The sequence below is a fragment of the Roseateles sp. genome (assembly GCF_049240545.1).
Classification (GTDB): domain Bacteria; phylum Pseudomonadota; class Gammaproteobacteria; order Burkholderiales; family Burkholderiaceae_C; genus Paucibacter_A.
In genome coordinates, this window is the sequence record NZ_JBMLSK010000100.1 from 1 (window position 1) to 23441 (window position 23441).

Sequence of the window (23441 nt, forward strand, 5' to 3'; positions counted from 1 at the left end):
TGCAGTTCAACCGCACCGAAGACGGTGTGATGCACAAACTGCCCAAGCCCAGCGTCGACACCGGCATGGGCCTGGAGCGCCTGGCCGCGGTGCTGCAGCACGTGCATTCGAACTACTCGATCGACACCTTTGCCGCTTTGCTGGAAGCCGCCAAGAAGGCCGTGGACGAAGCCGGTGCGCTCAATTGCGACAAAGACAGCGCCTCGCTGAAGGTCATTGCCGACCACATCCGTGCCTGCAGCTTCACCGTCGTCGACGGCATCATCCCGGGCAATGAAGGTCGCGGTTATGTGCTGCGCCGGATCGCCCGCCGCGCCATTCGCCACGGCTACAAGCTGGGTGCCCGCACCCCCTTCTTCCACAAGATCGTGGCTGAGTTGGTGAACCAAATGGGCGAGGCCTACCCCGAGTTGCGCCAAGCCGAAAAGCGCGTCACCGAGGTGCTCAAGCAAGAAGAAGAACGCTTCTTCCAGACCATCGCCAATGGCATGGAAATTCTGGAAGGCGCGCTGACGCCCGAAACCAAGCAATTCGACGGCGAACTCGCCTTCAAGCTGCACGACACCTTTGGCTTCCCGGTCGACCTGACCGCCGACGTCTGCCGCGAGCGCGGCGTGACGGTGGACCAAGCCGGCTTTGACGCCGCCATGGCCCGCCAGCGCGAGCAAGCCCGCGCCGCCGGCAAGTTCAAGATGGCCCAAGGTCTGGCCTACAGCGGCGCGCCCACCGCCTTCCACGGCTACGAGCACCTAGTCTGCGAGACCTCCAAGGTCACCGCCGTCTACATCGACGGTGTCAGCGTGCCCTCGGCCAAGGCCGGTGACGACGCCGTGGTCGTGCTGGACCACACGCCCTTCTACGCCGAAAGTGGCGGCCAGGCCGGCGACTCCGGCGATCTGCGCAACCCAAGCAGCCGCTTCGCCGTGGAAGACACGCTGAAGATCCAGGCCGATGTGTTCGGTCACCACGGCCGCGTGCTGGAAGGTTCGGTCACCGTGGGCGACACCTTTGTGGCCCGTGTCAACGCCGAGCAGCGCATCAAGAGCGTGCGCAACCACAGCGCCACCCACCTGATGCACAAGGCCTTGCGCGAAGTGCTGGGCGGCCATGTGCAGCAAAAGGGCTCGCTGGTGAATGCCGAGCGCACCCGTTTTGACTTTGCCCACAACGCGCCGGTCAGCGCCGAAGAAATCGCCAAGATCGAAGCCATCGTCAATGCTGAGATCCTGGCCAACTCCGGTGCCAAGGCCGAAGTGATGGCCCTGGACGACGCGCAAAAGAGCGGCGCCATGATGTTGTTCGGCGAGAAGTACGGAGAGACCGTGCGGGTGTTGAGCATCGGCAGCTCGAAGGAACTCTGCGGCGGCACCCACGTCAAAGCGACCGGCGACATCGGCCTGTTCAAGATCGTTTCCGAAGGCGGCGTGGCCGCTGGCGTGCGCCGTATTGAAGCCGTCACCGGCGACAACGCCCTGGCCTATCTGCAGCAACTCGAAGGCACGCTGAGCCGCGCCGCCGGCACGTTGAAGACCTCGCCCGCCGAGTTGGAGCCCCGCCTGCATGCAGTGCTGGACCAAGTGAAGGCGCTGGAGAAAGAACTGGCCAGCGCCAAGAGCCGCTTGGCCGCCGCGCAAAGCAATGACTTGATGACCCAGGCCGTGGAGATCAAAGGCGCCAAGGTGCTGACCGCCACGCTCGACGGTGCCGACGCCAAGACCCTGCGTGAAACCATCGACAAGCTGCGCGACAAGATGCACTCGGCCATCATCGTCTTGGCCTCGGTCGATGGCGACAAGGTCAACCTCTCCGCCGGCGTCACCGCCGACTACATCGCCCGCGGCCTCAAGGCCGGCGAGTTGGTCAGTTATGTGGCCCAGCTATGCGGCGGCAAGGGCGGCGGCAAGCCCGACTTGGCCATGGCCGGTGGCACCCAGCCAGCGGCCCTGCCCGGCGCCTTGGCCAGCGTGGCGGGCTGGGTTGGCGACAAGCTTTAATCCTCAATGAACACGACAAAGGCCCTCGGGACTGCAACGCCCGAGGGCCTTTGTTCTTTTTTCTTGCAATCACTTTCCCCACCGGTTTTCAGGAGCCTGCTATGAACGACAGCACCATTGACCACGCCAACGCCGAGCGTTTGGCCGCCCTTCTCCAGATCTTGGTCGCGGCCACGCCCGAAGACGAAGACGCGGTGCCGATCGACACGCTGGACGGCTACCTGACCGCGCTGATTTGCGGCCCCGGCGACAACGGCCCGCTGCAAGCGATGGACGCACTGTTTGGCGACGACTGGGCCGAAGCCCTGGACGAGCAAGACGCGACCGAAGAATTCATGAGCGTGCTGCACGAGCGCTGGAACGAAATCGGCGAAGCGCTGGACCCCGAAGGTCTTGAAGCCGACCCCGAGGCCATGCTCTTGGAACCGCTGATCACCGAGTTCGACGAAGCCACCAAGGCCAGCCTCTTGAGCCAAGGCGTGCTGACCCAAGAGCAGTTGGAGCAGTTGCCGCCTGCCGGTCTGATGTGGGTCGAAGGCTTTATGCAGGCCGTTGAAGACCATGAACAAGACTGGTACGTCTTCGACGATGAGAGCGAAGAAGCGCAGATGCTGGATGCGATGCTGATGGGCGTGGCTGCCGTCGCCATGCCGCCCGGCGATCAGCGCCAAGCCTATATCGACGAGTCCTACGACGAGGACGAAGAAGTCGACCAGAACGTCTTGCTGGACGATGCCTTGTTCTCGGTGCAAGATTTGCGCACCTTCTGGCTGCAGCAGAAGCAAGCGCAGTAAAGCAAGCTTGGAGATAAGCGCCCTCTTGGGCCTTGAATCACCAAGAGAGTCCGCCTGACTGTGGCAGACTCTTTGCACCCCATCTCCAGAAGAAAGGTCCAGCCCATGGCGGCATCAGCGCATCGTGCCAAAGACATGCAGCGCCGCTACTTCTGGAACGTGGGCGTGAGTGCCTTGCTTTTGTTGCTGGCCACCTCTTTTTACGGTTGGACCGTGGCGCGGCAACTGCAGTCGCGACTGCTGAATCATGAGCAGGTCAAGGGCGAGCAGATTCGCTTGGCGATGACGCAACGCATGGACGTCGCCCGGGACCATGTGAACATGATGCGGCGCAGCATTGAAATTCGCTTGCGCCTGGAGTCCTTGAATCCGGACACCTCACTGCTCAGCAGCTTGCGCAGGGCCTCCAGCCAGGCGCCGCTGGATGCACCTTGGGATCAACTTCCTGCAGTCATCAAGGCCGAGGTCGGCTCCTTGTACGTCGGCGACCCCAGCGGACGCCAAGCCAACGGCCCTAACAGTGAGCTGCAAGCCCCCTTGCTGCGTGAGTTAGAGGCCGTCGTGAGCATTCTGCCCGGCGTTGCGGCCCTGCATCAGCGGCAGCCTGTGTTCCAGTGGAGCTACTACTACGACGCTCAACAACGCTTGTCCCTGCTCTACCCGGGATTGAGCCGCGCGGACCTGTTCAAAGCCACCGAGACCGAGGACATGGTGTCCGCCTTGAAGCTGGTTTTCGCGGCCGGCGGCACCCATCCCTTGGAGATGGTCGGTCCGACCCACAATCCGAAGCGGCACCAGGTGTGGACACAGCCCTACCAGGACAGCGGTGGCAAGGGCATGATGGTGTCCCTGCTCGAGCCTGTTTACGAACACCAGCGCATGGTGGGGGCCGTCGGTACCGATTTGACCCTGGCCATGCTGGATGCGACCTTGCAGAGCATTCCTTTGCAGCTGGGTCGGGCGATGGTGATCGACCCCACGGGCCAGATCTTGGCCGACAGCGCGGGGCCGGTGAAGCCCGACGCCAAGCCCAGCAATTTGGCGGAGATCCTGCCCGACTTGCCGGTCAAGGCCCTGTTCGGCGCGGCACCTAAGAAGCTCAACCACGACAGCAGCGGCCACTGGATCAGCTTCCCCCTGGAGGGCACACCCTGGCGACTGTTGGTCCATGTGCAAGATGCGGCGCTGGAGCAGGAAAGCCAGTCCGCGCTTTTGCCCTATTTGCTGTTGACGCTGGGGTTTGTCTTTGCCTTGGCCGGCATGGCTTGGCTGCAACACCGGCGTTTCACCCAGCCAGCGTTGCAGTTGGCGGGCTTTGTCGAGACGGTGGATCTCGATGACGACGCCCGTCCCCCAAAAACCGCGGCGGCGTGGTCTCACTGGTTTGAACGAGTGGCCCAGCGCGCATTGGAGCGGCGCCAACACCTCGAGCAGATTCGTCAGCATGCCGTTCAATTGGAAAGTCAGGTCGAACGCCGTACCCAGGCCTTGCAAGTCGCCAATCAGTCGCTGGAATCGGCCATGCAGGCCTTGCGCAACGCCCAGAATCAGCTGATTCAGAACGAGAAACTGCTGTCATTGGGCAAGCTGACGGCAGGACTTGCACATGAATTGAATACCCCCCTGGGCAATGCACTGACGGCGGCGAGTACCGTTGAAGCGGCAGTGCAGGAACTGAAGTCGCAGATTGAGGGCAATCACGCGAGACGCGATCACAGCTTGCGCTTGCTGGAACAGTCTTGGCAAGGGGCACAGCTGGCCGTGGCCAGCATCGAGAGAGCCAATCTTTTGATTACCGGCTTCAAGCAACTGGGCGAAGCGCAAGGCAGCGATCCTCCGCAACACCTGGAGTTGCAGAGCTTTCTGCATGCGCAGCTGGAACAGTGGCAGCAGATGCCGAATCGGGGCAATCACCGCATCGAACTCAGTTCAACGCTCGAACTGACCCTGCTGACCCATCCCGGCGCTTTGGCCCAAGCCCTGCAGCAACTGGTCGAGAACGCGCTCCAACATGGATTGGCCGGGCGACACGAGCCAGGCCTGGTGCAGATTCACGCAGAGCGCCGAGAACGCGATGGCCAAGCCATGGTGCGACTGACCGTTCGAGACAATGGTTGCGGCATGAATGCCCATCAACTGCCACAACTGTTTGACCCCTTCTACAGCTCCCATTTTGGCCACGGCAATAGTGGGCTGGGCGCCTACCTTTGCTACATCTTGGTCACAGGTCGGCTGGGCGGCAGCATCTCAGCCCGCAGCCCCGAGGGCTCTGGCTTGATCTGCGAAATCGACCTGCCATTGAACGCCCCGGCGGCTTGAGCGCTGGCCGCAAGGACTGAAGCCTCGCGCTGCGCCATTCAAGCCATCAGAGCCGCCCGCTGCAGTTGGGGGCGCCGCAACGGCAGGTGAGTCGCCCTTCGTGGTGGCTCTCGCCGTAGTCGCAGCTGAGTTCCTCGCCCACCTCAATATCGCGCAGGGCGTAGAACTCGACCCGACCTTGGCTGATGCGCAGCTTGGCATTGGGCGAGCAGCTGTGGTTGATGTGGCGCAGCGCATCGGTGGCGTTCGTAGCATCGACAGCTCTTGTCTCCGACACTTCGACGATATGGATGCGCTCGCGCCCTTTGGCACGACGCCGCGCCTCGCGCACCGAGATCGACTCCCCCCGCAACTCGCCAATCTTGCGGCGTTCCGGGATGGGCTCGGCGGCAAAGACGCCCAAGCCATCAATGGCACTCTCGGCCACCCGCAGCGCAAAGCGCTCGGCAGGCTGGCGCTGGCCCTTGATGGGCACAGGCGCCTCGACTTGAGGCTCGGTCGGGGCTTGGATTTCAATCAAACGCGGCATGGTGGCGCTATTGTCGCTGCGGAGTCTGCCTGGCCAGTGCGTGAGGTCAGACGACAACAAGGCACGCTGCAGCGCTTGACCTGACCTTCAGGCTCCACGCATACTGGGTCTATGCAAGCCGCGTATTTCACCGCCCCCACCAACACCAGTTTTGGCGCTCAGCCTCACGGTGCTGCTGCGGCCGTGCACGCCCTGCATCAGTCGCACCTAGTGTTGATGCCCATGTTTGCCATCAATACTGATCTCGCCCCAGGCCCACAGCGGCAAACCTGAGGCCAGTTCCCACCAAAGCCCCCACTCTCCCCCGACGAAAAGCCCGCTGACCCAGCGGGCTTTTTTGTTTTTCCGTCCCCAACGGCCCCAGGCCATCACCCCAAGGAGCTTGAGAGACATGCAGATCACCATCCGCCGCGCCCAAGTCAGCGATGCCGCCGGCTTTGCCGAACTGATGAGCCATCCCGAGGTTTTCGGCGCCCTGCTGCAGAACCCCTATCCGACGGAAGACATGTGGAAGCTGCGCCTGCAAGATGGCGCCGCGCCCGGCAAGGTCGACCTGCATCTGGTGGCCTTGAACGCGGAGGGCCAGCTGCTCGCCAGCGCTGGCCTGTTCAGCGTAGGTGCGCCGCTGCGACGCCGCCACGCCATGGGCTTGGGCATTTCAGTGGCCCATGCGGCTCAAGGCCAAGGCGTGGGCAAAGCCATGATGACGGCCCTGCTGGACTATGCCGACAACTGGGGTCAAGTCTTGCGCACCGAGTTGACCGTTTATGCCGACAACGCGCGTGCCGTCGCGCTGTATGAGCGCTTCGGCTTTGTGCAAGAAGGCCGAATGAAAGCCTATGCCTTGCGCAACGGCGCCTATGTAGACACGCTGGCCATGGCGCGCTTGCACCCGAAGCCGCCGGCTTGGAACTGACCATCCAACTTTCGGCGACTGGTGGCCGCCAAAGCCCCAAAAGAAAGAGCCGCGGAGCAATAGCTTCGCGGCTCAACCTTGTTTAGCCCTTGAGGCAGGGCCTGCTTGAAGCGCCAGTCAAATCGGCTGAAATTGCGCCCGGCGATCTTCGGCCACCCGAACCTCTGCAGGAGTTTGGCGGCCTTCGACCGTCACTCGGGGCAATTGCTGAGATTCAGGTCGAGCCTGCGGCATGCTGCTCAAGCGCTTACCGGTGATGACCAAACGCGCCAGCTTGACCACTTCGCTGGCCTCGGCCGGCGTGGCCGGCACCAGAAAAGCAAAGGAGGTCAGAGCCAAGCTCGCAGCCATGGCCGCAAGGCTGCGGCGCTTGGGTTGTTGAAGGCAACGATGCTGGTTCATGACGAGACTCCCGGCTCCTGGGTGAGCGATTTGTTCAGTGCCGGCAGTATCACCAGCAGCCGCTTCATTCAAAAGGCTGAAGTGACGAACTGCCGTTTCTTGCGATCAAACGGCAGAAACCGGGAGCGAAAGCAGGCGGAAGCAACTCAGGCATAGCGCAAGTCCCCCGACTTGCCCCAGAACACCCGGTAGGCAAACACGGTGTAGACCACGATGGCCGGCACCGTGGCCGCCACACCCCAGAGGATGAATTGCAGGGACTTGGGCGCCGCGGCGGCTTGCCAGACGGTCATGCGATCGATCAACACATAGGGATAGAGGCTGTAAGCCAGGCCCATAAAGCCCAGCAGCATCACCAGCACCATCAAGGCAAAGGGCAACCAGCACAGCTTGCCCAGCACCCGGTGCGAATTCAACAGGGCGCGCAAACCCAGCAAGGCCAAGGCAGTCATCAGCGGGATCGGCAGCAGCGCGATCAAGCCCGGCATGCTAAACCAGCGCTCGCTCACCGTAGCGCTGACCCAGGGCGTGGTGATGGAGACCAGGGCCAGGCCGATCACCACTGCCGGCCAGGCCAGCTTGGCGCGCCGCCGCGCCAGCAATTGCAGCTCGCCCTCGGTCTTCATCAGCAACCAGGCCGCGCCCAACAAGGCGTAGGCGGCGGCCAGCGCCAGCGCAATCAGCACGGCAAACAAGGTGTAGGCCCAGCCCTCGGCAAAGCCGGTGATGTAGCGCGCCAGCATCCAGCCCTGCGACAGCGCGGCCAAGGCCGAACCGGCCATGAAGGCGCGGTCCCAGAGCGGCTTCCACTGCGCCTGCGCTTTGACGCGGAAGTCAAAGGCCACGCCCCGCAGCGTCAAGCCCAAAAGCATCACCGCCACCGGCAGATAGAGCGCCTGCAGGATCAGACCATGGGCCTTGGGAAAAGCCACCAACAAGATACCCACCCCCAGCACCAACCAGGTTTCATTCGCATCCCAGAAAGGGCCGATCGACGCGACCATGCGGTCCTTGTGCTCTTCGCTCGCGCCCAGCATCAACAGACCGACCCCCAGGTCATAACCGTCCAACACCACATAGACCAGCAGCGCCAGGCCCATCAGACCCATGAAGACCAGCGGCATCCAGTATTCGGCGCTCATACAACGACCCTCCCAGTTTCATTCTTGGGCAAGGCTTGCGACAGGCTCACGTCCACCGGCTTGCCCGCCATGTACTTGATGACCGACACATAGGCCACGATCAGGGCCAGGTACAGCGTGATGTAGGCCACCAGCGTCAGCGCGATCGTTGGCGCCGGCACATGGGACGCCGCATCGGCGGTTCGCATCAAGCCATAGACCAGGAAGGGTTGGCGCCCGATCTCGGTCACATACCAGCCCGCCAGCGTGGCCAACCAGCCGGAAAAACTCATCCAGGCCAGGCCATGCAGAAACCAAGTCGGCAAAGCCTGCGCAGACCAAGCCCGGCGCCGATACAGCCACAAGCCCAGCCAACTGAAGGCCAGCATCAACAGTCCCGTGCCCACCATGATGCGAAAGCCAAAAAACAGCGGCGCGACCGGTGGATGGGCGCCCTTGAATTCGTCCAGGCCCTGAATCTCCCCGTCGACCTGGTGCGTCAGGATCAGACTGGCCAGTTTCGGGATACCGATCTCATAGTCATTGCTGCGGGTCTCTTCGTTCGGCCAAGCAAACAACAAGAGCGGCGCGCCGCGCTCGGTTTGCCACACTCCTTCCATGGCGGCGATCTTGGCCGGCTGATGCTTCAAGGTGTTCAGGCCATGCATATCGCCGACCAAGATCTGCACCGGGATCAGCAGCGCGCCCAAGGTCAGGCCGACGCGCAAAACCTTGGCCGTGTGCGGCTGCGCCTTGCCCTTGAGCAATTGCCAAGCACTCAAGCCAGCCAGGAAGAAGGCCACCGTCAAACCCGAAGCCAAGAGCTTGTGCGCCAGACGGTAAGGGAATGAGGGGTTGAAGATGATGGCCCACCAGTCCAGCGCATGGAACTCGCCATTGATGATTTCATAGCCCTGCGGCGTGTGCATCCAGGAGTTCAGGCTCAAGATCCAAAAAGCGCTGAGCGTGGTGCCAACCGCCACCATCACGGTCGCCAGGATATGCACCCGCTCGCTGACCCGGCCGTGGCCGAACAGCATCACGCCCAGAAAACTTGCCTCCAGGAAGAAGGCCGTCAAAACCTCATAGCCCAACAGTGGGCCGGCGATATTGCCGGCCTTTTCCATAAAGCCCGGCCAGTTGGTGCCGAACTGAAAGCTCATGGTGATGCCGCTGACCACGCCCAGCGCAAAGCTGAGCGCAAACACCTTGGTCCAGAAACGGTAAGCCCCCAACCACGCTGTGTCTTGGGTCCGCAGCCAGCGCCAGCGGAAGAACAGCAAGACCCAGGCTAAGGCAATATTGATGGTGGGGAACAGGATATGGAAAGTGATGTTGGCTGCAAACTGCATGCGCGCCAGAACAACCGCGTCCATCATCAGCCTGCGCTTTCTTCACCGGCGCCCTTGCCGGTGACGGCCCTGCCAATGCGGCCCGGCAGTTCCAGCATTTTTTGTACCTTGGAGCCCATCTTCATCAGCTGACCCAAGGTCTGCGAATCCATCTTCTGCACGTCGTCAAACCAGGTGGACATCAGTTCGATCAAATCGTGCATGCCGCGCATGCGCTCCTGTGCGATGCGGTCGTCCTCGCTCGACGGCGTCTCCAGCAAGGCGTTGCGCAGCATGGACAGCGTCGGCTCGATCTCACGCCGGCGGCGCTCTTCGGCCAGGGTGCGGAAGATCTCCCAGGCATCGCTCGGCGCCTCGAAATACTCTCGCCGGTCGCCAGGCAAATGACGCAACTTCACCAGCCGCCAGGCCTGCAATTCCTTCAGACCCATAGACACATTGGAGCGGCTGAACTCCAAGCACTCGGCGATTTCGTCCGCATTCAGCGCCTGGGGCGAGACAAAGATCAGGGCATAAATCTGCCCCACCGTCCGGTTGATGCCCCAGCGGCTGCCCATCTCACCGAAATGGGCCACGAAACTTCGGACCAGCGGACTCATTGCATTCATGAACTACCTTCTACTTCCGTTGACTGCCTTGCCCTTGCGCAACACCGAGCAAGGCTGTGTTTGATGTGGCGCAAAGTTTATCCAGTTTTCAGTAATTACTGAAAATTCAGCAAGTAGAAGACTAAAAAACAGGGCTTTGGCTTGGCAAGAGCCAGCGGCGCAGCCAGGGCGTCAAGGCTCCGAAAATCACGCCGACACTGGGCTGCCTGAGAATCCGGCCACCACAGCTTTGCTCCCCGCTCCACACTCAGCCATGAATTCACTCCGCCCAGTCGCCGGCTTCAAGCCCATGTCTTGCGCATGCGCCCTGCTGCCGTTTTTGATTTGCGGCTTGGTGCTGCAAAGCGGCGAGGCCTTGGCAAACAGTGCAGTGGGTGCAGCGGAAAAGGTTCAGGTGCCCAGCCAGGATCTGCGCGCAGGGCAAGCCTTGCCCCTGCTCGGGCATTGGTTCCCGGCCGCATCCAGCAATTCCGCCAACACGCGGGCCCCGGCCATCGTGCTCCTGCATGGCTGCGGCGGCGCCTATGGGCGCAGGGGTGAGTTGTCCGAACGCATGAAGGATTACAGCCAGGTGCTCAATGCCGAAGGCTGGCATGTGCTGGTGCTGGACTCGCTGACACCGCGTGGCGAGCGTGAGCTGTGCACGCAAAAAATCGGCACTCGCGCCATCACCATGACCGAGCGGCGCCGAGACGCGCTCGGCGCCTTGCAATGGCTGGCCGCGCGACCCGATGTGGACGCCTCGCGTCTGGCCCTGCTGGGCTGGTCCAACGGCGGCAGCACCGTGCTGGCCAGCACCAATCTGAACCACGCCGAGGTCAAGGCCGCAGCGCTACGGCCCCGCGCTGCGGTGGCCTTCTACCCCGGCTGCGAGGCCGATCAAAAGCGAGGTTATGCGCCCTCGGCACCGCTGTTGATGCTGACCGGCGCGGCCGATGACTGGACGCCGTCCGCACCTTGCGAAGCGCTGGCGCGAGAAGCCCAGCCCAGCAGCGGTATCGCCCAGCCCAAATCGGTTTCCTATGCCGGCGCTTTCCATGGCTTTGACGCCAAGACGCCGGTGCGGCTGCGCGCCGATGTGCCCAATGGGGTCAAGCCCGGCGCCGGCGTGCATGTGGGCGGCCAAGCCGAGGCCTTGGCGCGATCCCGCGTCGCCCTGCTGGACTTTTTGCGTGAGCAGTTACGAAATCAACCATGAGCAGCGACGCACCACAACAGCTCAGCAGCGCCCGCCTGATCTTGCGCGCCCCCAGCGCCGCTTTGGCGCCCGCCGTGCTCGACTTTGACTTGCGCAACCAAGAGCACTTGGCGCCGTGGTCGCCGCGTCTCTCGGTTGAAGACCTTGAGCTGGCAGCGATACGGCAGCGCTTGGCGTGCGCCGAACAAGAGCAAGCCGCCGGACTGGCGCTGCGCTACTGGCTGGCGCGCCAAGAAGAACCCACGCGCCTGATCGGTCAGGTCAGTCTGACGCAAATCAGCCGCGGGCCTTTTCAAAATGCCATGCTGGGCTACAGCTTGGACGCACAGTCGCAAGGTTCGGGACTGATGAACGAAGCCTTGGGCGGCTTGATCAGCCTGGCCTTCTCCAAGCCCATCCGCTTGCATCGCCTGCAGGCCGCGGTTCGCCCTGAGAACAAGCCCAGTTTGGCGGTGCTGCGACGCCTGGGCTTTGCCCTGGAAGGCTTGAGCCTTCGCTACTTGTTCATCGATGGCGCCTGGCGCGATCACCAAGTCTTCGCCTTGCTGAACCCCTCTTGGAGCGATAACGAGGCCCCTTAGGCCGCCACACTGGCTGGGCCGGGCTGGCTCCCCCCGACAGAGGGATGTCTGCCGCCATCTTTTCGCTTAACATCAATAAATTATTGTTTTACAGTAATTTATTTGAATTTGCGATCAGTGACACGCAGCGCCATGAACAAGCCTCAAGACACGCCAAACAGCAGCTCCAGCCTGCGCCTGCGGCGCATACGCCGGCTGGCCTGGTGGGTGCGCCTGCTCTGCCTCTTGGCCGCTGTGGGGCTGCTTGTCGGCACGGCCCTGTTTTGGAGTCAGCCCGATTGGCTGAGTTCGGTGGCGAAAAGTCGCTGGAACCTGAGTGAAGCCACGATGAATCTGGACACGCGCAGCCGCTTGCTGGGCTGGTCGTTCAGCTGGCTGCCCAATTTGGTCGTCCTGTTTGCGCTCTGGCAAATCTGGGCCTTGTTTGGCTATTACCGACGCAGCGAGTTTTTTTCCAGCGACCCGGCGTTGCATCTGCGCCGCCTGGGTGGGACGCTGATCGTCCTCACTGTGACTCAGCCCCTGAGCGCGACCTTGAGCGTGTTGGCGCTCACCCTGGGCAACCCAACAGGCCAACGCTGGCTTTACCTGGGCCTGGGCACGGACCAGTACCTGAGCCTGTTTCTCGGTCTGGCGATCTTGGTCATCGGCATCGTGATGGAGGAAGCCTCCCGCATGGCGCAAGAGAACGCGGAGTTCATCTGAGATGCCCATCATCGTCACCCTGGACGTGATGCTGGCCAAGCGCAAGATGCGCTCGCGAGAGCTGGCCGAGGCGGTGGGCATCACCGAGGCCAATCTCTCGCTGCTCAAATCGGGCAAAGTGCGCGGTGTGCGCTTCGACACTTTGGCGGCGATCTGCAAGGTGCTGCAATGCCAGCCCGGTGAGCTGCTTGCTTACCTAGACGGACCAGAACCTCCGCTGCCGCCCGCATGAATGCTTTTGAAGCAGACTCCGAGAGAAGCCGGCGTGAACTCACCCTGCTGCCACTGCTGGCCTTGCTTCACTTGGGCCTGTGGTGGGGCTTGGACTCGCCAAGGCAGCGATACGAAGCAAGGCTGCCGAATAGCGAGTGCCTGAGAGGTGAGTTTATGGGCTGCGGCATGGAGTTGCTGAGCATCCCGTTTTGGTTGCTGGCCGAAGCCCGTGGAAAGTGCGCCAAATGACCTTGACTGATGCAGGCTACTTGCAGCGTCGTTCCGGGGCCGCAGCCTGGAGTTGGCTGATCGTTGTGCTTCTGCATTTGCTTGGCTTGGGCTTGTTGCGAGAGCTGCAGCGTTCGGAACCGTGGCCGCGCCACGCAAGCAATGCGGCGCAGAACGAGACTCGCAGCTGGCTGGTGGCCATACCCTTGCTCAGGTCCAAGCCCGCACCCCAAGCGCCCGCAAAGGTCAGAGCGCCAGCACTTGCCTCCAGTTCCCAAACCACCGCCCCGTCAAGCCTTGTTGAGAACCCTGAAATCAAGCCAAGCGCGGCGCCAACAAGCACCGCCATCAGCAACACCCTGAGCAAGCCCATCAGCTCGACAACAGCCTCCCCTGCGGAACCTAAGCTCGCAACCGAGCGGCTCAACCTGAGCCTGCCGGCCAGGCCCGCCTCCGCTGCGGCTAACAGCCCCGCGCAGATGGCCGCACTTGACCCCCGGGGCAACACACGACGCCCAGACATGGGGGCGCGCATGGCCGAGGCCCTCGGCAGCGATCCCAGCTTGCGCGAAGAAGTCATCAATCCGGGCCACCGGCGCTTTCGCCAAGGCAGCACCTGCATCGACGTCAATGACACCCGCGACTCGCAACTCAACCCCTTTGACGAGAGCGCCCGCATGGGTGCCAAGCTCATGTCCAAATGCAAAGACTAGCCCGTCTCCACCTCTGCGCCAACTCGCCCCAACTGAGCCCTATGCCCATGAAAAAAACCTCTCAGCTTTGCTTCCTGAGCGCGGCCATGATGGCACTCGCCAGCCCCGCAGTTCAGGCCCAAGAACCCGCCACGCAATCCAAAGAGGTGCTTGACGCTGTCTCCGTCAGCATGAAACGAGACAGCACGATGCGCCCCTATGGCCGAGTGAATGAAGTGCTCAGCATGGTGCAACGTTACGGACAAGGTCTGTTCCGCTTGGAATTCACCTTAGGCGCTAAAGACCCCAAAGTCCCGCTGCCTGCAAAGCCGAAGCTGGCGGTCGTGCATGCCGACGCTTTTGTCCCGATTCCTATCGAGGCCGACGGCAGCTTCCAGTTGCCGGTACTCCCCAAAGAACAGGCCAAAGACGCCGAATTCGCGAGCAACATCCCCAAGGGCACGGCGAATATGCGCGGAAAAATCTTGCTGACCGTCAAGCCCGAGCAGTTGGATATGGCCATGGTGCGCAAAGTCATGAAAACCGCTCGAACCATGCGCAGCGAAATCCTGCCTTGGTATCTGCGCTGGGCGTTCCCGCAGTTCGATGGCGTGCGAGTCTGCAGCAATCAAACCAACTGGGAACTGGAGTGGCCAGACAGCAGCACGCCGGGCCAGTTGCTGAGCATCCCCTTGAGCGCCGACAGCAAAGATATGGACCCCGAGGAAAGCGACGCGGCCAAAAAATCGCCCGCGGCCCGGCGCCAATGCAGCACCATCACCGGCGAAGAACGCTGGCCCGACAACGCCCGCCTGGTGGCACCGGCCGACACCAGCCTTAGCGTGCGGCTGAGCGGTCAACCTTGATCAAAGCGCAGCTACAAGGCGCCTGACACTTGGCGCTTGGGCTGCAGCGCGCTGCAGCTCTTGCTCACGCAAGGCGCGGCGCTGCAGCTTGCCGGTGCTGGTCATGGGCAGGGCATCGATGAACTCGATCTCCTTGGGATACTCATAGGGCGCCAAGCGCCCCCTGACAAAGGCCTGCAGCTCGGCCACCAAGGCCTCGGACTCCCAATAGCCGGGCGCCAGCACCACATAGGCTTTCACCAACGCCCCCCGCTCGGCATCGGGCTTGGGCACCACCGCCGCCATGGCGACGGCGGGATGCTTGATCAGGCAGTTCTCGATCTCACCGGGGCCGATGCGGTAACCCGCCGCCTTGAACATATCGTCGCTGCGGCCCTGGTACCAAAAATAACCCTCGGCATCCATGCAAGCCAGGTCGCCGGTGCGGCACCAGCTGTCGGCAGGGTCGCCACTGAACTTGGCCTGTGTCGCGGCGGGCTGCCCCCAGTAGCTGAGAAAGAACACCGGGTCCGAATCGCCATGCACATCCCGCCGGTGCACCGCCACCTCGCCCATGACACCTGGGGGACAGGTCTTGCCCTGCTCATCAATCACCGCGACACGGTGGCCCGGATAGGCTCGCCCCATGCTGCCAGCTCGCGTCGGCCACAAGCGGCTGCAATTGCCAACGACATAGTTGACCTCGGTCTGACCAAACATCTCATTCACCGTGACACCCAGTTCCCGACGGCAGTAATCGAAAACCGCTTCACCCAGAACCTCCCCGGCACTCATGATGGCCTGCAGCTTGAGCCGCTTGAACTGCGCACGTGGCTGCGGTATCGCCTTCATCATGGCCTTGAGCGCCGTCGGCGGAATGAAGCTGTGCGTCACCCCATGTCTTTGCATCAAGGCAAAGGCGCGCTCGGGCGTAAACCGGCCCTGGTAGGCGAGGATGGGTCGACCAAAGTACAGCGTCGGCAGCAAGGCGTCCAACAAGCCACCGGTCCAGGCCCAATCGGCCGGACTCCAAAAGACGGCGCTGGACGCTTGCTCAGGTTTCCCCGGCTCAAAGCCAAACCAGTTCTGGCTGGCCACAAAGCCACTCAGATTGCCGATCAAGGCGCGCTGCGGGATCAAGGCGCCCTTGGGCGCACCGGTGGTGCCGCTGGTGTAAATCAGCAATGCGGGATCATCGGCAGACAAGGGGACCGGACTGAAGCGCGCCGCCTGTGACTGCAGCGCCGCCATCCAGCACATCTCCTGATCGCCCTGCGGCGAGCCGCCAATGGTGATGAGGTGGCGCAAGGTGGGGCAAGACTCACGCAAGCCCCGCAGCACCGGCAGCGTGCCTTCATCAACAATCGCCAGCACGGCAGCGCTGTCCTGCAGCCGATACGACAAAGCCTCCGGCCCAAACAGCTGCGACAAAGGCATGGCCACCGCACCGATTTGGCTGATGGCGATATGGGCGACCACCGTTTCAAAGCGCTGCGGCAAGACCATCGCGACCCGGTCACCCCGCTGAACGCCCAGGCGGCACAGCGCATTCGACAAGCGGTGCGCCGCACGTTGCAACTGACCGTAGCTGTACTGCGCACGACTGCCGGTGTCGGACTCGAAGATCAAGGCCAGTGCATCCGGGGTTTCTCGCGCCCAGCGGGCACAACAGACTTCGGCCCAAGAAAAATCCTGAGGGACTTGCCAGCGGAAATCGGCATACACCGCCGCATAGGCATCTTGAACCGGAGCTGTTGCCATCGTGACCCTTGCATGCCTGGACTGACTCGCCAGCGAGGGGCAGATGGTAGTCAACTGCCCCTCATTCGCACCTATGGATTCCCCTCGCTCCCCCGCGACTAAACTGGGCGGATGACGACACGCATTCTTCACAACCCTCGCTGTTCCAAGTCGCGCGAAGCCTTGGCCTTGCTCGAGAGCCAAGGACACACCATCGAGGTGGTGGACTACCTAAAGACTCCGTTGACCTTGGCTGAGTTGCAAGCCTTGCAGCAGTTGTTGGCCGTGCCGGTGCGGGACATGCTGCGCAGCAATGAAGAGGAATTCCTGACGCTGAATCTGGCGGCAGCCGAGCGCAGCGATGCCGACTTGCTGGCGGCTTTGGCTGCTCACCCGCGGCTGCTACAGCGCCCCATCGTGCTCAACAAAGAACGGGCCGTGATCGCCAGACCGCCGGAGCTGGCCCTGAGCATCCTTTGAATCCGGGCCGAATCAAGGGCGAAAGCGCTCCAGCGCATCCCCACTGAGACGGCAAATGCGCCATTCGGGCAGCACGCTTGCGCCCAGCTTTTCGTAAAAGCGAATCGCGTCTTCGTTCCAATCCAAGACGGTCCACTCAAAGCGGCCGTAGTCACGCTCCACGGCGATCTCGGCCAGCCGCGTCAGCAAGCCCTTGCCCAGGCCACTGCGGCGGTGCGCATGGCGCACAAAGAGGTCCTCCAGATACAGGCCCGGCTTGGCCAGGAAGCTGCTGAAGTTGGTAAAGAACAGCGCATAACCGACCACCTCGCCGTCAATCTCTCCCACCAAGGCCTCAATCACCGGCTTGGGGCCAAAGAGAAATGGGCCGAGCTTTTCTGCCGTCAGCGCCAGCGTGTGGCTCAGATTCTCAAACGCAGCCAGTTCCTCGATCAAACTGACGATGGCGGGGATGTCACGAGGCTCGGCGGCTCGGGTGGTGTAGGCAATCATGGCGCGCATTCTGCACGCAAACATGAGTCTGACCTGTGTCAGGTCGGCAAGATCGGTCGGGCTCTAGGGTGCCCCGGCGAAAACTCGCCACGCGGATAAAGTGATCGCCATGACTTCCACTGAATCCCAAGCCGCCATCCCCTATTCATGCTTGCGACCGCATCGCAGCGAGTTCATCACCCTGCGCGGCCTGCGCCACCACTTGCTGCGCTGGGATGCGCAAGAACCGAAAGCCAGTGCCAAGGAGCCGCCGCTGGTCTTGCTGCATGGCTGGATGGACGTGGGCGCCTCCTTTCAGTTCATGGTGGACGCCTTGCATGCCGATCCACAGCGGCAGATTTATGCCATCGATTGGCGTGGCTTCGGCCTGAGCGCCAGCAGCGGCGCCGACACCTATTGGTTCCCCGACTATCTGGGCGATCTCGATGCCTTGCTGGACCTGCTCAGCCCCAGCGCGCCGGTCGACCTGCTGGGCCACAGCATGGGCGGCAATGTGGTGATGACCTACGCCGCGCTGCGCCCCCAACGCATCAGGCGCTTGATCAATCTGGAAGGCTTTGGTCTGCCTGAGGCCCGCGCCGAGCAGGCCCCGGACCGCCTGCTGGAATGGCTGGATCAATTGAAGGCGCCACAAAGCCTGAAGAGCTACCCCAGCCAAGCGGCGGTTGCGGCCCGCTTGATGAAAACCAACCCACGCCTGAGCCAAGCCAAGGCCTCATGGCTAGCCGGTCACTGGGCTCGCCCGGCCGAGGATGGCAGCTGGCACATTCTGGGCGACCCGGTGCACAAACACAGCAACCCCGTGCTGTACCGAAAGGACGAGATCGTGGCGGGCTGGGCCCGCATTCAAGCGCCGCTCTTGTGGGTGGAAGGCGCTTGCACCAACTTGAGCGCATGGTGGGGCGACCGCTATCCCCGGGCCGACTTTGAAGCCCGACTCAGCGTGGTGCCCCGCGTTGAGCGCCGGGTACTGGCCGATGCGGGCCATATGCTGCACCACGACCAGCCCGAAGCGCTGGCCGCTGAGCTGGAAAAGTTCTTGCGCTGAGGCGGTCTGGCGGACGCAAGAACCTCTCAACCCAAGCCTTCGCTTCCACCGTGCCCCTGGGCAGAAAGGCCTCGGCGCAGACAACACCGCCGCGCATGTGAAAATAGCGGGCTCTGAGCGACCGAAGCCCGCATTACGACTCTGCGCCGCCCGACCGGTCTGCCCGCCAAGGACAAATCATGGACATCGAACACATCAACGCCATCGGCGCCACCCTGGCCGATCTGACAGCGCGGACTGCCGCGCTAAGGGGGTATCTTTGACTACGACCGCAAAGCACTGCGACTGAACGAAGTCAACGCCGCGCTCGAGAACCCGAACGTCTGGAACGAGCCCAAGCGCGCCCAGGAACTGGGTAAAGAAAAGCGCAGCCTGGAGAACGTGGTCGAGACCATCAATCATCTCGAAAGCAACTTGGCTGACAACAGCGAGTTGTATGAGATGTCCAAGGCCGAAGAAGATTTCGACGGCCTCGCCGCCATCGAAGGCGACGCCGCCAAGCTGCAGGAAACCGTCGAACAGATGGAATTCCGCCGCATGTTCAACAACCCGGCCGATCCGCTGAACTGCTTTGTGGACATCCAGGCCGGCGCCGGCGGCACCGAAGCCTGCGACTGGGCCAGCATGCTGCTGCGCCAGTACCTGAAGTACGCCGAGCGCAAGGGCTTCAAGGCCACATTGGAAGACGAAACGCCTGGCGATGTGGCCGGCATCAAGAGCGCCACCATCAAGGTCGAGGGCGAGTACGCCTTTGGCCTGCTGCGCACCGAAACCGGCGTGCACCGCCTGGTGCGCAAGAGCCCGTTCGACAGCTCGGGCGGCCGCCACACCAGCTTTGCATCGCTCTTCGTCTACCCGGAAGTGGATGACTCGATCGAGATCGACATCAACCCGGCCGATGTGCGCACCGACACCTTCCGCGCCTCCGGCGCCGGCGGTCAGCACATCAACAAGACCGACTCGGCGGTGCGACTGACCCACATCCCGACCGGCATCGTCGTGCAGTGCCAAGACGGCCGCAGCCAGCACAGCAACCGCGACGTGGCCTGGAAGCGCCTGCGCTCGCGCCTGTACGACCATGAGATGCGCAAGCGCATGGAAGAACAGCAAAAGCTGGAAGACACCAAGACCGACGTGGGCTGGGGCCACCAGATTCGCAGTTATGTGCTGGACCAAAGTCGCATCAAGGACTTGCGCACCAACTACGAAACCTCGGCCACGCAAAAAGTCTTGGACGGCGATCTCGATCCGTTCATCACCGAAAGCCTGAAGCAAGGCGTCTAAGACGCCCCCATGACCCCGTGCCTCGGCATGGGGTTTCTTTCATTCCCCATTGATTGACACCCAAGGATGCCCGCCATGCGTGAAGGCTCTGCCACCCTGATTCGCCGCGAAGACTATGTCGCGCCCGCTTTTTGGATCCGCACCGTTGATCTGACCTTTGATCTGGACCCGGCCAAGACCCTGGTCACCGCCAAGATGCAGCTCGAGCGCAACAGCGCCGTGGCGCACGGCCCGCTGCGCTTGCACGGCGAAGAGCTGAACATCTTGCGCGTGCTGATCAATGGCGAGAGCGTGTCTTTCCGCCAAGACGGCAACGAGTTGGTGATCGACAACGCACCCGACGCCGACTTTGCGCTGGAGCTTCGCAACACCTGCGCGCCGGAGAAGAACACCACGCTGTCGGGCCTCTACACCTCGGGTGGCAGCTTCTTCACCCAGTGCGAGGCCGAAGGCTTCCGCCGCATCACCTACTTCTTGGACCGCCCCGATGTGATGGCCGTCTACACCGTGCTGCTGCGCGCCGACAAGGCCAAGTACCCGGTGCTGCTGAGCAATGGCAATTTGCTGGAGTCGGGTGATCTCGACAACGGCAAACACTTCGCCAAATGGCATGACCCCTTCCCCAAGCCGAGCTATTTGTTCGCCCTGGTGGCGGGCGACCTGGTGGCGCGGGAGCAGCGCGTGCGCACCCGCGCCGGCAAAGACCATTTGCTGCAGGTCTATGTGCGCCGCGGCGACTTGGAGAAGACCGAGCACGCGATGAACTCGCTGATCGCCTCCATGGTCTGGGACGAGGCCCGCTTCAACCTGCCGCTGGATCTGGAACGCTTCATGGTGGTCGGCGTGTCCGACTTCAATATGGGCGCGATGGAAAACAAGGGCCTGAACATCTTCAACACCAGCGCCCTGCTGGCCTCCGCCGCCACCGCCACCGACACCGATTTCGCCCGCATCGAATCCATTGTCGCGCATGAGTACTTCCACAACTGGACCGGCAACCGCGTCACCTGCCGCGACTGGTTCCAGCTCTCGCTGAAAGAAGGCCTGACCGTCTTCCGCGACCAAGAATTCAGCATGGACATGGCCGCCACGCCCAGCGCCCGCGCCGTCTGCCGCATCCAGGACGTGCGCGGCCTGCGCGCCATGCAGTTCCCCGAGGACTCCGGCGCCATGGCCCACCCGGTGCGCCCAGACAGCTACGTCGAGATCAACAACTTCTACACCTCGACGATTTACGACAAGGGTTCGGAAGTGGTGCGCATGTACCAAACCCTGGTCGGCCGCGCCGGCTTTGAGGCGGGCATGAAGCTCTACTTCGAGCGCCACGACGGCCAGGCCGTGACCTGCGACGACTTCGCCGCCGCCATCGCCGACGCCAACCCCGGCTCGCAACTGACTGTGCGACTGGACGCCTTCAAGCGTTGGTACTCACAAGCCGGCACGCCGCGCGTCCAGGCACGCGGCAGCTACGACGCCGCCGCTCAGACCTACACCTTGACGCTGAGTCAGCACACCCCCGCCACGCCCGGCCAAGACCACAAGCTGCCGCAAGTGATTCCGGTGGCCATGGGCCTCTTGAGTGCCGAGGGTCAGGCCTTGCCTTTGCAGTTGCAAGGCGAAGCCGAAGCCGCCGGCGCCGATCGCGTGCTGGTGCTGGACCAAGCCGAGCAAAGCTTTGTCTTCATCAACGTAGCGAGCGCCCCGGTGCCTTCGCTGCTGCGCGGCTTCTCGGCCCCAGTGGTGCTGGATGATGGCCTCAGCGACGCCGAACTGCTGGTGCTGCTCAAGCATGACAGCGACGCCTTCAACCGCTGGGAAGCCGGCCAACGCTTGGCGCTGAACCGCATTCTGGCGGCGCTGCGCAGCGGTGCTGCTCTGCAGTTGGACGAGGCTTATCTGGACGCGATGCGAGCCGTGCTGCGCCATCCGCAGCTGGATTCCGCCTTCAAGGAATTGGCGCTGACCTTGCCGGCCGAAAGCTATATCGCCGAACAGCTGGATCTGGTCGACCCACAAGCCATCCACGCGGTGGTGGACGCAGCTCAGAAGCAACTCGCCCAAGCGCTGCGCGAAGACTGGATCGCCGCCTTTGAAGCCAATCAAGTCAAGGGCGGCTACACGCCCGACCCGGTGTCTTCAGGCAAGCGCTCGCTGGCCAATCTGGCCCTGAGCATGTTGGTGATGGATGCCCCACGCGCGGGCGACACCGTCTGGCCGGGCCGCGCCTATCAGCGCTTCAAGGATGCCGGCAATATGACCGACCGCCTGGGCGCCTTGAGTGCACTGGTCAACAACCATGCCGAATTGGCCGAGGCCGCGCTGGAACGCTTCTATGAGCTGTTCAAGCAAGACGCGCTGGTGGTGGACAAGTGGTTTGCCCTGCAAGGCCGCACGCCCGAACAGGACGGCAAGTCCTTTGCCCGTGTCAAGGCGCTGACCCAGCACCCCGACTTCACGCTCAAGAACCCGAACCGCGCGCGCAGCCTGGTCTTCTCGCTGTGCATGTTCAACCCAGCCGCCTTCCACCGCGCTGATGCTGCAGGTTATGTGTTCTGGGCCGAGCAAGTGCTGGCTCTGGACGCGATCAACCCGCAAGTCGCCAGCCGACTGGCCCGCGTGATGGACCGCTGGACCACCTTGGCCGAGCCCTACCGCAGCGCCGCGCTGGAAGCGATCCGGCGCGTGGCCGCCAAGTCGGACCTGTCCAATGACGTGCGTGAAGTCATCAGCCGCGCGCTGGCGTCCGTCACCGCATAAGACATTCAGGCGGACCGGCGCCCCAGTTTTCTAACTTCGAGCTTCACCACCATGACACGACGTATCAGCCTGACCCAGTATCTGATCGAACAGCAGCGCCAGCACGGCGCGATTCCGCAAGAACTGCGCCTTTTGATTGAAGTGGTGGCGCGCGCCTGCAAGCGCATCGCCATCAGCGTCAACAAGGGCGCGCTCGGCGAAGTGCTGGGCTCGGCCGCCAGCGAAAACGTGCAAGGCGAAGTGCAGAAGAAGCTGGACATCATCGCCAACGAGGTCTTGATCGAGGCGAATGAATGGGGCGGCCATCTGGCGGCCATGGCGTCCGAGGAAATGGAAGGCATCTATCTGGTGCCGAACCGCTTCCCCAAGGGTGAATACCTGCTGATGTTTGATCCGCTGGATGGCTCGTCCAATATCGACGTCAATGTGTCGATTGGCACCATCTTCTCGGTGCTGAAAAAGGCCGAGGGCAGCAAAGGCGTATCGGAAGAAGACTTCCTGCAACCCGGCTCGGCCCAAGCCGCCGCCGGCTACTGCGTCTATGGCCCGCAAACCACGCTGGTGCTGACCTTCGGCCAAGGCGTCGCCATGTTCACGCTGGACCGCGAACAAGGCTCTTTTGTGCTGACCTCGGATGAAGTCAAGATCCCCGAAGACACCAAAGAGTTCGCCATCAATATGTCGAATATGCGCCACTGGGACGCACCAATGCAGCGTTATGTCGAAGAGTGCTTGGCCGGCAGCACCGGCCCGCGTGGCAAAGACTTCAATATGCGCTGGATCGCCTCCATGGTGGCCGATGTGCACCGCATCCTGACCCGTGGCGGCGTTTTCATGTATCCCTGGGACAAGCGCGAGCCCAACAAGGCCGGCAAGCTGCGCCTGATGTACGAAGCCAACCCGATGGCCTATCTGGTGGAGCAAGCCGGTGGCGCCGCCACCAATGCCAAGCAACGCATCATGGACCTCCAGCCTTCGCAGCTGCACGAACGGGTCTCGGTGGTCCTGGGCTCCAAGAACGAAGTCGAGCGCGTGACCGCCTACCACCTCGAAGCGGCCAAGTAAGTTCCGCTATAATCATGGGCTTGTCGCCGGTGTAGCTCAGTCGGTAGAGCAGCTCATTCGTAATGAGAAGGTCGGGTG

The 23441-nt window shown here is 62.5% G+C and carries 23 protein-coding genes; 16 read left to right on the plus strand and 7 right to left on the minus strand.

Annotated features, from left to right (window positions below):
* The 3 genes from alaS to ACOVRJ_RS06795 all read left to right on the plus strand — a co-directional run.
* Nucleotides 1-1994, plus strand: a 1994-nt coding sequence (alaS, locus tag ACOVRJ_RS06785; RefSeq protein WP_422043126.1) for an alanine--tRNA ligase, incomplete at its 5' end; no start/stop codon positions are given.
* Nucleotides 1995-2095: 101 nt separating this feature from the next.
* The gene (locus ACOVRJ_RS06790; protein WP_422043127.1) at nucleotides 2096-2788 is read left to right on the plus strand and encodes a UPF0149 family protein; all 693 of its coding nucleotides are present in this window, start codon (nucleotides 2096-2098) and stop codon (nucleotides 2786-2788) included.
* A gap of 105 nt (nucleotides 2789-2893) precedes the next feature.
* Nucleotides 2894-5107: a sensor histidine kinase gene (locus tag ACOVRJ_RS06795; protein ID WP_422043128.1), complete on the plus strand. Its 2214-nt coding sequence runs from the start codon at nucleotides 2894-2896 to the stop codon at nucleotides 5105-5107.
* Between the two features lie 46 nt (nucleotides 5108-5153).
* Here the strand turns inward: ACOVRJ_RS06795 and ACOVRJ_RS06800 are convergent, their stop codons facing one another.
* On the minus strand, nucleotides 5154-5636 hold the full coding sequence (locus tag ACOVRJ_RS06800) for an SET domain-containing protein (protein WP_422043129.1): 483 nt from the start codon (nucleotides 5634-5636) through the stop codon (nucleotides 5154-5156).
* Nucleotides 5637-6027: 391 nt separating this feature from the next.
* Between ACOVRJ_RS06800 and ACOVRJ_RS06805 the strand changes: the two genes are divergently transcribed.
* A complete protein-coding gene (locus ACOVRJ_RS06805; protein ID WP_422043130.1) occupies nucleotides 6028-6552 on the plus strand; it encodes a GNAT family N-acetyltransferase in 525 nt (174 codons plus the stop codon).
* Between the two features lie 117 nt (nucleotides 6553-6669).
* Here the strand turns inward: ACOVRJ_RS06805 and ACOVRJ_RS06810 are convergent, their stop codons facing one another.
* The 4 genes from ACOVRJ_RS06810 to ACOVRJ_RS06825 all read right to left on the minus strand — a co-directional run bounded on the left by ACOVRJ_RS06810 (nucleotide 6670) and on the right by ACOVRJ_RS06825 (nucleotide 10035).
* Nucleotides 6670-6954 (minus strand): hypothetical protein, encoded by a 285-nt coding sequence (locus ACOVRJ_RS06810; protein ID WP_422043131.1) that lies wholly within the window; start codon nucleotides 6952-6954, stop codon nucleotides 6670-6672.
* Between the two features lie 146 nt (nucleotides 6955-7100).
* Complete coding sequence (locus ACOVRJ_RS06815) at nucleotides 7101-8096, minus strand: cytochrome d ubiquinol oxidase subunit II (protein ID WP_422043132.1); 996 nt, start codon at nucleotides 8094-8096, stop codon at nucleotides 7101-7103.
* Entirely contained in the window at nucleotides 8093-9451 is a 1359-nt protein-coding gene (locus tag ACOVRJ_RS06820) for a cytochrome ubiquinol oxidase subunit I (protein ID WP_422043133.1), read from the minus strand. The genes ACOVRJ_RS06815 and ACOVRJ_RS06820 overlap by 4 nt, the downstream gene beginning before the upstream one ends.
* A 2-nt stretch (nucleotides 9452-9453) precedes the next feature.
* Nucleotides 9454-10035, minus strand: a complete 582-nt coding sequence (locus ACOVRJ_RS06825) for a GbsR/MarR family transcriptional regulator (RefSeq protein ID WP_422043134.1) — start codon at nucleotides 10033-10035, stop codon at nucleotides 9454-9456.
* A gap of 253 nt (nucleotides 10036-10288) precedes the next feature.
* On the opposite strand from ACOVRJ_RS06825, the gene ACOVRJ_RS06830 reads away from it, so the two are divergent.
* From ACOVRJ_RS06830 to ACOVRJ_RS06860, 7 genes are all read left to right on the plus strand, one after another.
* On the plus strand, nucleotides 10289-11233 hold the full coding sequence (locus ACOVRJ_RS06830) for a dienelactone hydrolase family protein (RefSeq protein ID WP_422043135.1): 945 nt from the start codon (nucleotides 10289-10291) through the stop codon (nucleotides 11231-11233).
* The gene (locus ACOVRJ_RS06835; protein WP_422043136.1) at nucleotides 11230-11814 is read left to right on the plus strand and encodes a GNAT family N-acetyltransferase; all 585 of its coding nucleotides are present in this window, start codon (nucleotides 11230-11232) and stop codon (nucleotides 11812-11814) included. The genes ACOVRJ_RS06830 and ACOVRJ_RS06835 overlap by 4 nt, the downstream gene beginning before the upstream one ends.
* Nucleotides 11815-11946: 132 nt before the next feature.
* A complete protein-coding gene (locus tag ACOVRJ_RS06840; RefSeq protein ID WP_422043137.1) occupies nucleotides 11947-12519 on the plus strand; it encodes a DUF2975 domain-containing protein in 573 nt (190 codons plus the stop codon).
* A 1-nt stretch (nucleotide 12520) separates the two neighbouring features.
* The gene (locus ACOVRJ_RS06845) at nucleotides 12521-12751 is read left to right on the plus strand and encodes a helix-turn-helix domain-containing protein (protein ID WP_422043138.1); all 231 of its coding nucleotides are present in this window, start codon (nucleotides 12521-12523) and stop codon (nucleotides 12749-12751) included.
* Entirely contained in the window at nucleotides 12748-12981 is a 234-nt protein-coding gene (locus ACOVRJ_RS06850) for a hypothetical protein (protein ID WP_422043139.1), read from the plus strand. The genes ACOVRJ_RS06845 and ACOVRJ_RS06850 overlap by 4 nt, the downstream gene beginning before the upstream one ends.
* A complete protein-coding gene (locus ACOVRJ_RS06855) occupies nucleotides 12978-13673 on the plus strand; it encodes a hypothetical protein (protein ID WP_422043140.1) in 696 nt (231 codons plus the stop codon). Before ACOVRJ_RS06850 ends, ACOVRJ_RS06855 begins: the two co-directional genes overlap by 4 nt.
* Before the next feature lie 47 nt (nucleotides 13674-13720).
* Nucleotides 13721-14518 carry a hypothetical protein gene (locus ACOVRJ_RS06860; RefSeq protein ID WP_422043141.1) on the plus strand — a complete coding sequence of 266 codons (798 nt, stop codon included), beginning with the start codon at nucleotides 13721-13723 and terminating at the stop codon, nucleotides 14516-14518.
* Here the strand turns inward: ACOVRJ_RS06860 and ACOVRJ_RS06865 are convergent, their stop codons facing one another.
* Nucleotides 14519-16258, minus strand: a complete 1740-nt coding sequence (locus ACOVRJ_RS06865; RefSeq protein WP_422043142.1) for an acyl-CoA synthetase — start codon at nucleotides 16256-16258, stop codon at nucleotides 14519-14521.
* Between the two features lie 111 nt (nucleotides 16259-16369).
* Here ACOVRJ_RS06865 and arsC point away from each other — a divergent pair, with 111 nt between their 5' ends.
* Nucleotides 16370-16717 (plus strand): arsenate reductase (glutaredoxin), encoded by a 348-nt coding sequence (gene arsC, locus ACOVRJ_RS06870; protein ID WP_422043143.1) that lies wholly within the window; start codon nucleotides 16370-16372, stop codon nucleotides 16715-16717.
* Between the two features lie 12 nt (nucleotides 16718-16729).
* Here arsC and ACOVRJ_RS06875 read toward each other — a convergent pair whose 3' ends face one another.
* Complete coding sequence (locus ACOVRJ_RS06875; RefSeq protein WP_422043144.1) at nucleotides 16730-17209, minus strand: GNAT family N-acetyltransferase; 480 nt, start codon at nucleotides 17207-17209, stop codon at nucleotides 16730-16732.
* A gap of 109 nt (nucleotides 17210-17318) precedes the next feature.
* On the opposite strand from ACOVRJ_RS06875, the gene ACOVRJ_RS06880 reads away from it, so the two are divergent.
* From ACOVRJ_RS06880 to ACOVRJ_RS06895, 4 genes are all read left to right on the plus strand, one after another.
* On the plus strand, nucleotides 17319-18257 hold the full coding sequence (locus tag ACOVRJ_RS06880; protein ID WP_422043145.1) for an alpha/beta fold hydrolase: 939 nt from the start codon (nucleotides 17319-17321) through the stop codon (nucleotides 18255-18257).
* A 179-nt stretch (nucleotides 18258-18436) separates the two neighbouring features.
* Nucleotides 18437-19541 (plus strand): peptide chain release factor 2 gene (gene prfB, locus ACOVRJ_RS06885; protein WP_339595130.1). Its coding sequence is split into 2 segments (ribosomal slippage): nucleotides 18437-18517 and nucleotides 18519-19541, totalling 1104 coding nucleotides; the frame shifts between segments, so codons are not numbered across the junction.
* Nucleotides 19542-19616: 75 nt separating this feature from the next.
* Nucleotides 19617-22298: an aminopeptidase N gene (gene pepN / locus ACOVRJ_RS06890; protein ID WP_422043146.1), complete on the plus strand. Its 2682-nt coding sequence runs from the start codon at nucleotides 19617-19619 to the stop codon at nucleotides 22296-22298.
* Nucleotides 22299-22349: 51 nt separating this feature from the next.
* Complete coding sequence (locus ACOVRJ_RS06895) at nucleotides 22350-23363, plus strand: class 1 fructose-bisphosphatase (RefSeq protein ID WP_422043147.1); 1014 nt, start codon at nucleotides 22350-22352, stop codon at nucleotides 23361-23363.
* The last annotated feature ends 78 nt before the right edge of the window (nucleotides 23364-23441 follow it).

Coding starts and splice junctions, on each gene's coding strand:
- ACOVRJ_RS06790 (WP_422043127.1), top strand. CDS start 2,096: ATGAACGACAGCACCATTGACCACGCCAACGCCGAGCGTTTGGCCGCC.
- ACOVRJ_RS06795 (WP_422043128.1), top strand. CDS start 2,894: ATGGCGGCATCAGCGCATCGTGCCAAAGACATGCAGCGCCGCTACTTC.
- ACOVRJ_RS06800 (WP_422043129.1), bottom strand. CDS start 5,636: ATGCCGCGTTTGATTGAAATCCAAGCCCCGACCGAGCCTCAAGTCGAG.
- ACOVRJ_RS06805 (WP_422043130.1), top strand. CDS start 6,028: ATGCAGATCACCATCCGCCGCGCCCAAGTCAGCGATGCCGCCGGCTTT.
- ACOVRJ_RS06810 (WP_422043131.1), bottom strand. CDS start 6,954: ATGAACCAGCATCGTTGCCTTCAACAACCCAAGCGCCGCAGCCTTGCG.
- ACOVRJ_RS06815 (WP_422043132.1), bottom strand. CDS start 8,096: ATGAGCGCCGAATACTGGATGCCGCTGGTCTTCATGGGTCTGATGGGC.
- ACOVRJ_RS06820 (WP_422043133.1), bottom strand. CDS start 9,451: ATGGACGCGGTTGTTCTGGCGCGCATGCAGTTTGCAGCCAACATCACT.
- ACOVRJ_RS06825 (WP_422043134.1), bottom strand. CDS start 10,035: ATGAATGCAATGAGTCCGCTGGTCCGAAGTTTCGTGGCCCATTTCGGT.
- ACOVRJ_RS06830 (WP_422043135.1), top strand. CDS start 10,289: ATGAATTCACTCCGCCCAGTCGCCGGCTTCAAGCCCATGTCTTGCGCA.
- ACOVRJ_RS06835 (WP_422043136.1), top strand. CDS start 11,230: ATGAGCAGCGACGCACCACAACAGCTCAGCAGCGCCCGCCTGATCTTG.
- ACOVRJ_RS06840 (WP_422043137.1), top strand. CDS start 11,947: ATGAACAAGCCTCAAGACACGCCAAACAGCAGCTCCAGCCTGCGCCTG.
- ACOVRJ_RS06845 (WP_422043138.1), top strand. CDS start 12,521: ATGCCCATCATCGTCACCCTGGACGTGATGCTGGCCAAGCGCAAGATG.
- ACOVRJ_RS06850 (WP_422043139.1), top strand. CDS start 12,748: ATGAATGCTTTTGAAGCAGACTCCGAGAGAAGCCGGCGTGAACTCACC.
- ACOVRJ_RS06855 (WP_422043140.1), top strand. CDS start 12,978: ATGACCTTGACTGATGCAGGCTACTTGCAGCGTCGTTCCGGGGCCGCA.
- ACOVRJ_RS06860 (WP_422043141.1), top strand. CDS start 13,721: ATGAAAAAAACCTCTCAGCTTTGCTTCCTGAGCGCGGCCATGATGGCA.
- ACOVRJ_RS06865 (WP_422043142.1), bottom strand. CDS start 16,258: ATGGCAACAGCTCCGGTTCAAGATGCCTATGCGGCGGTGTATGCCGAT.
- arsC (WP_422043143.1), top strand. CDS start 16,370: ATGACGACACGCATTCTTCACAACCCTCGCTGTTCCAAGTCGCGCGAA.
- ACOVRJ_RS06875 (WP_422043144.1), bottom strand. CDS start 17,209: ATGATTGCCTACACCACCCGAGCCGCCGAGCCTCGTGACATCCCCGCC.
- ACOVRJ_RS06880 (WP_422043145.1), top strand. CDS start 17,319: ATGACTTCCACTGAATCCCAAGCCGCCATCCCCTATTCATGCTTGCGA.
- pepN (WP_422043146.1), top strand. CDS start 19,617: ATGCGTGAAGGCTCTGCCACCCTGATTCGCCGCGAAGACTATGTCGCG.
- ACOVRJ_RS06895 (WP_422043147.1), top strand. CDS start 22,350: ATGACACGACGTATCAGCCTGACCCAGTATCTGATCGAACAGCAGCGC.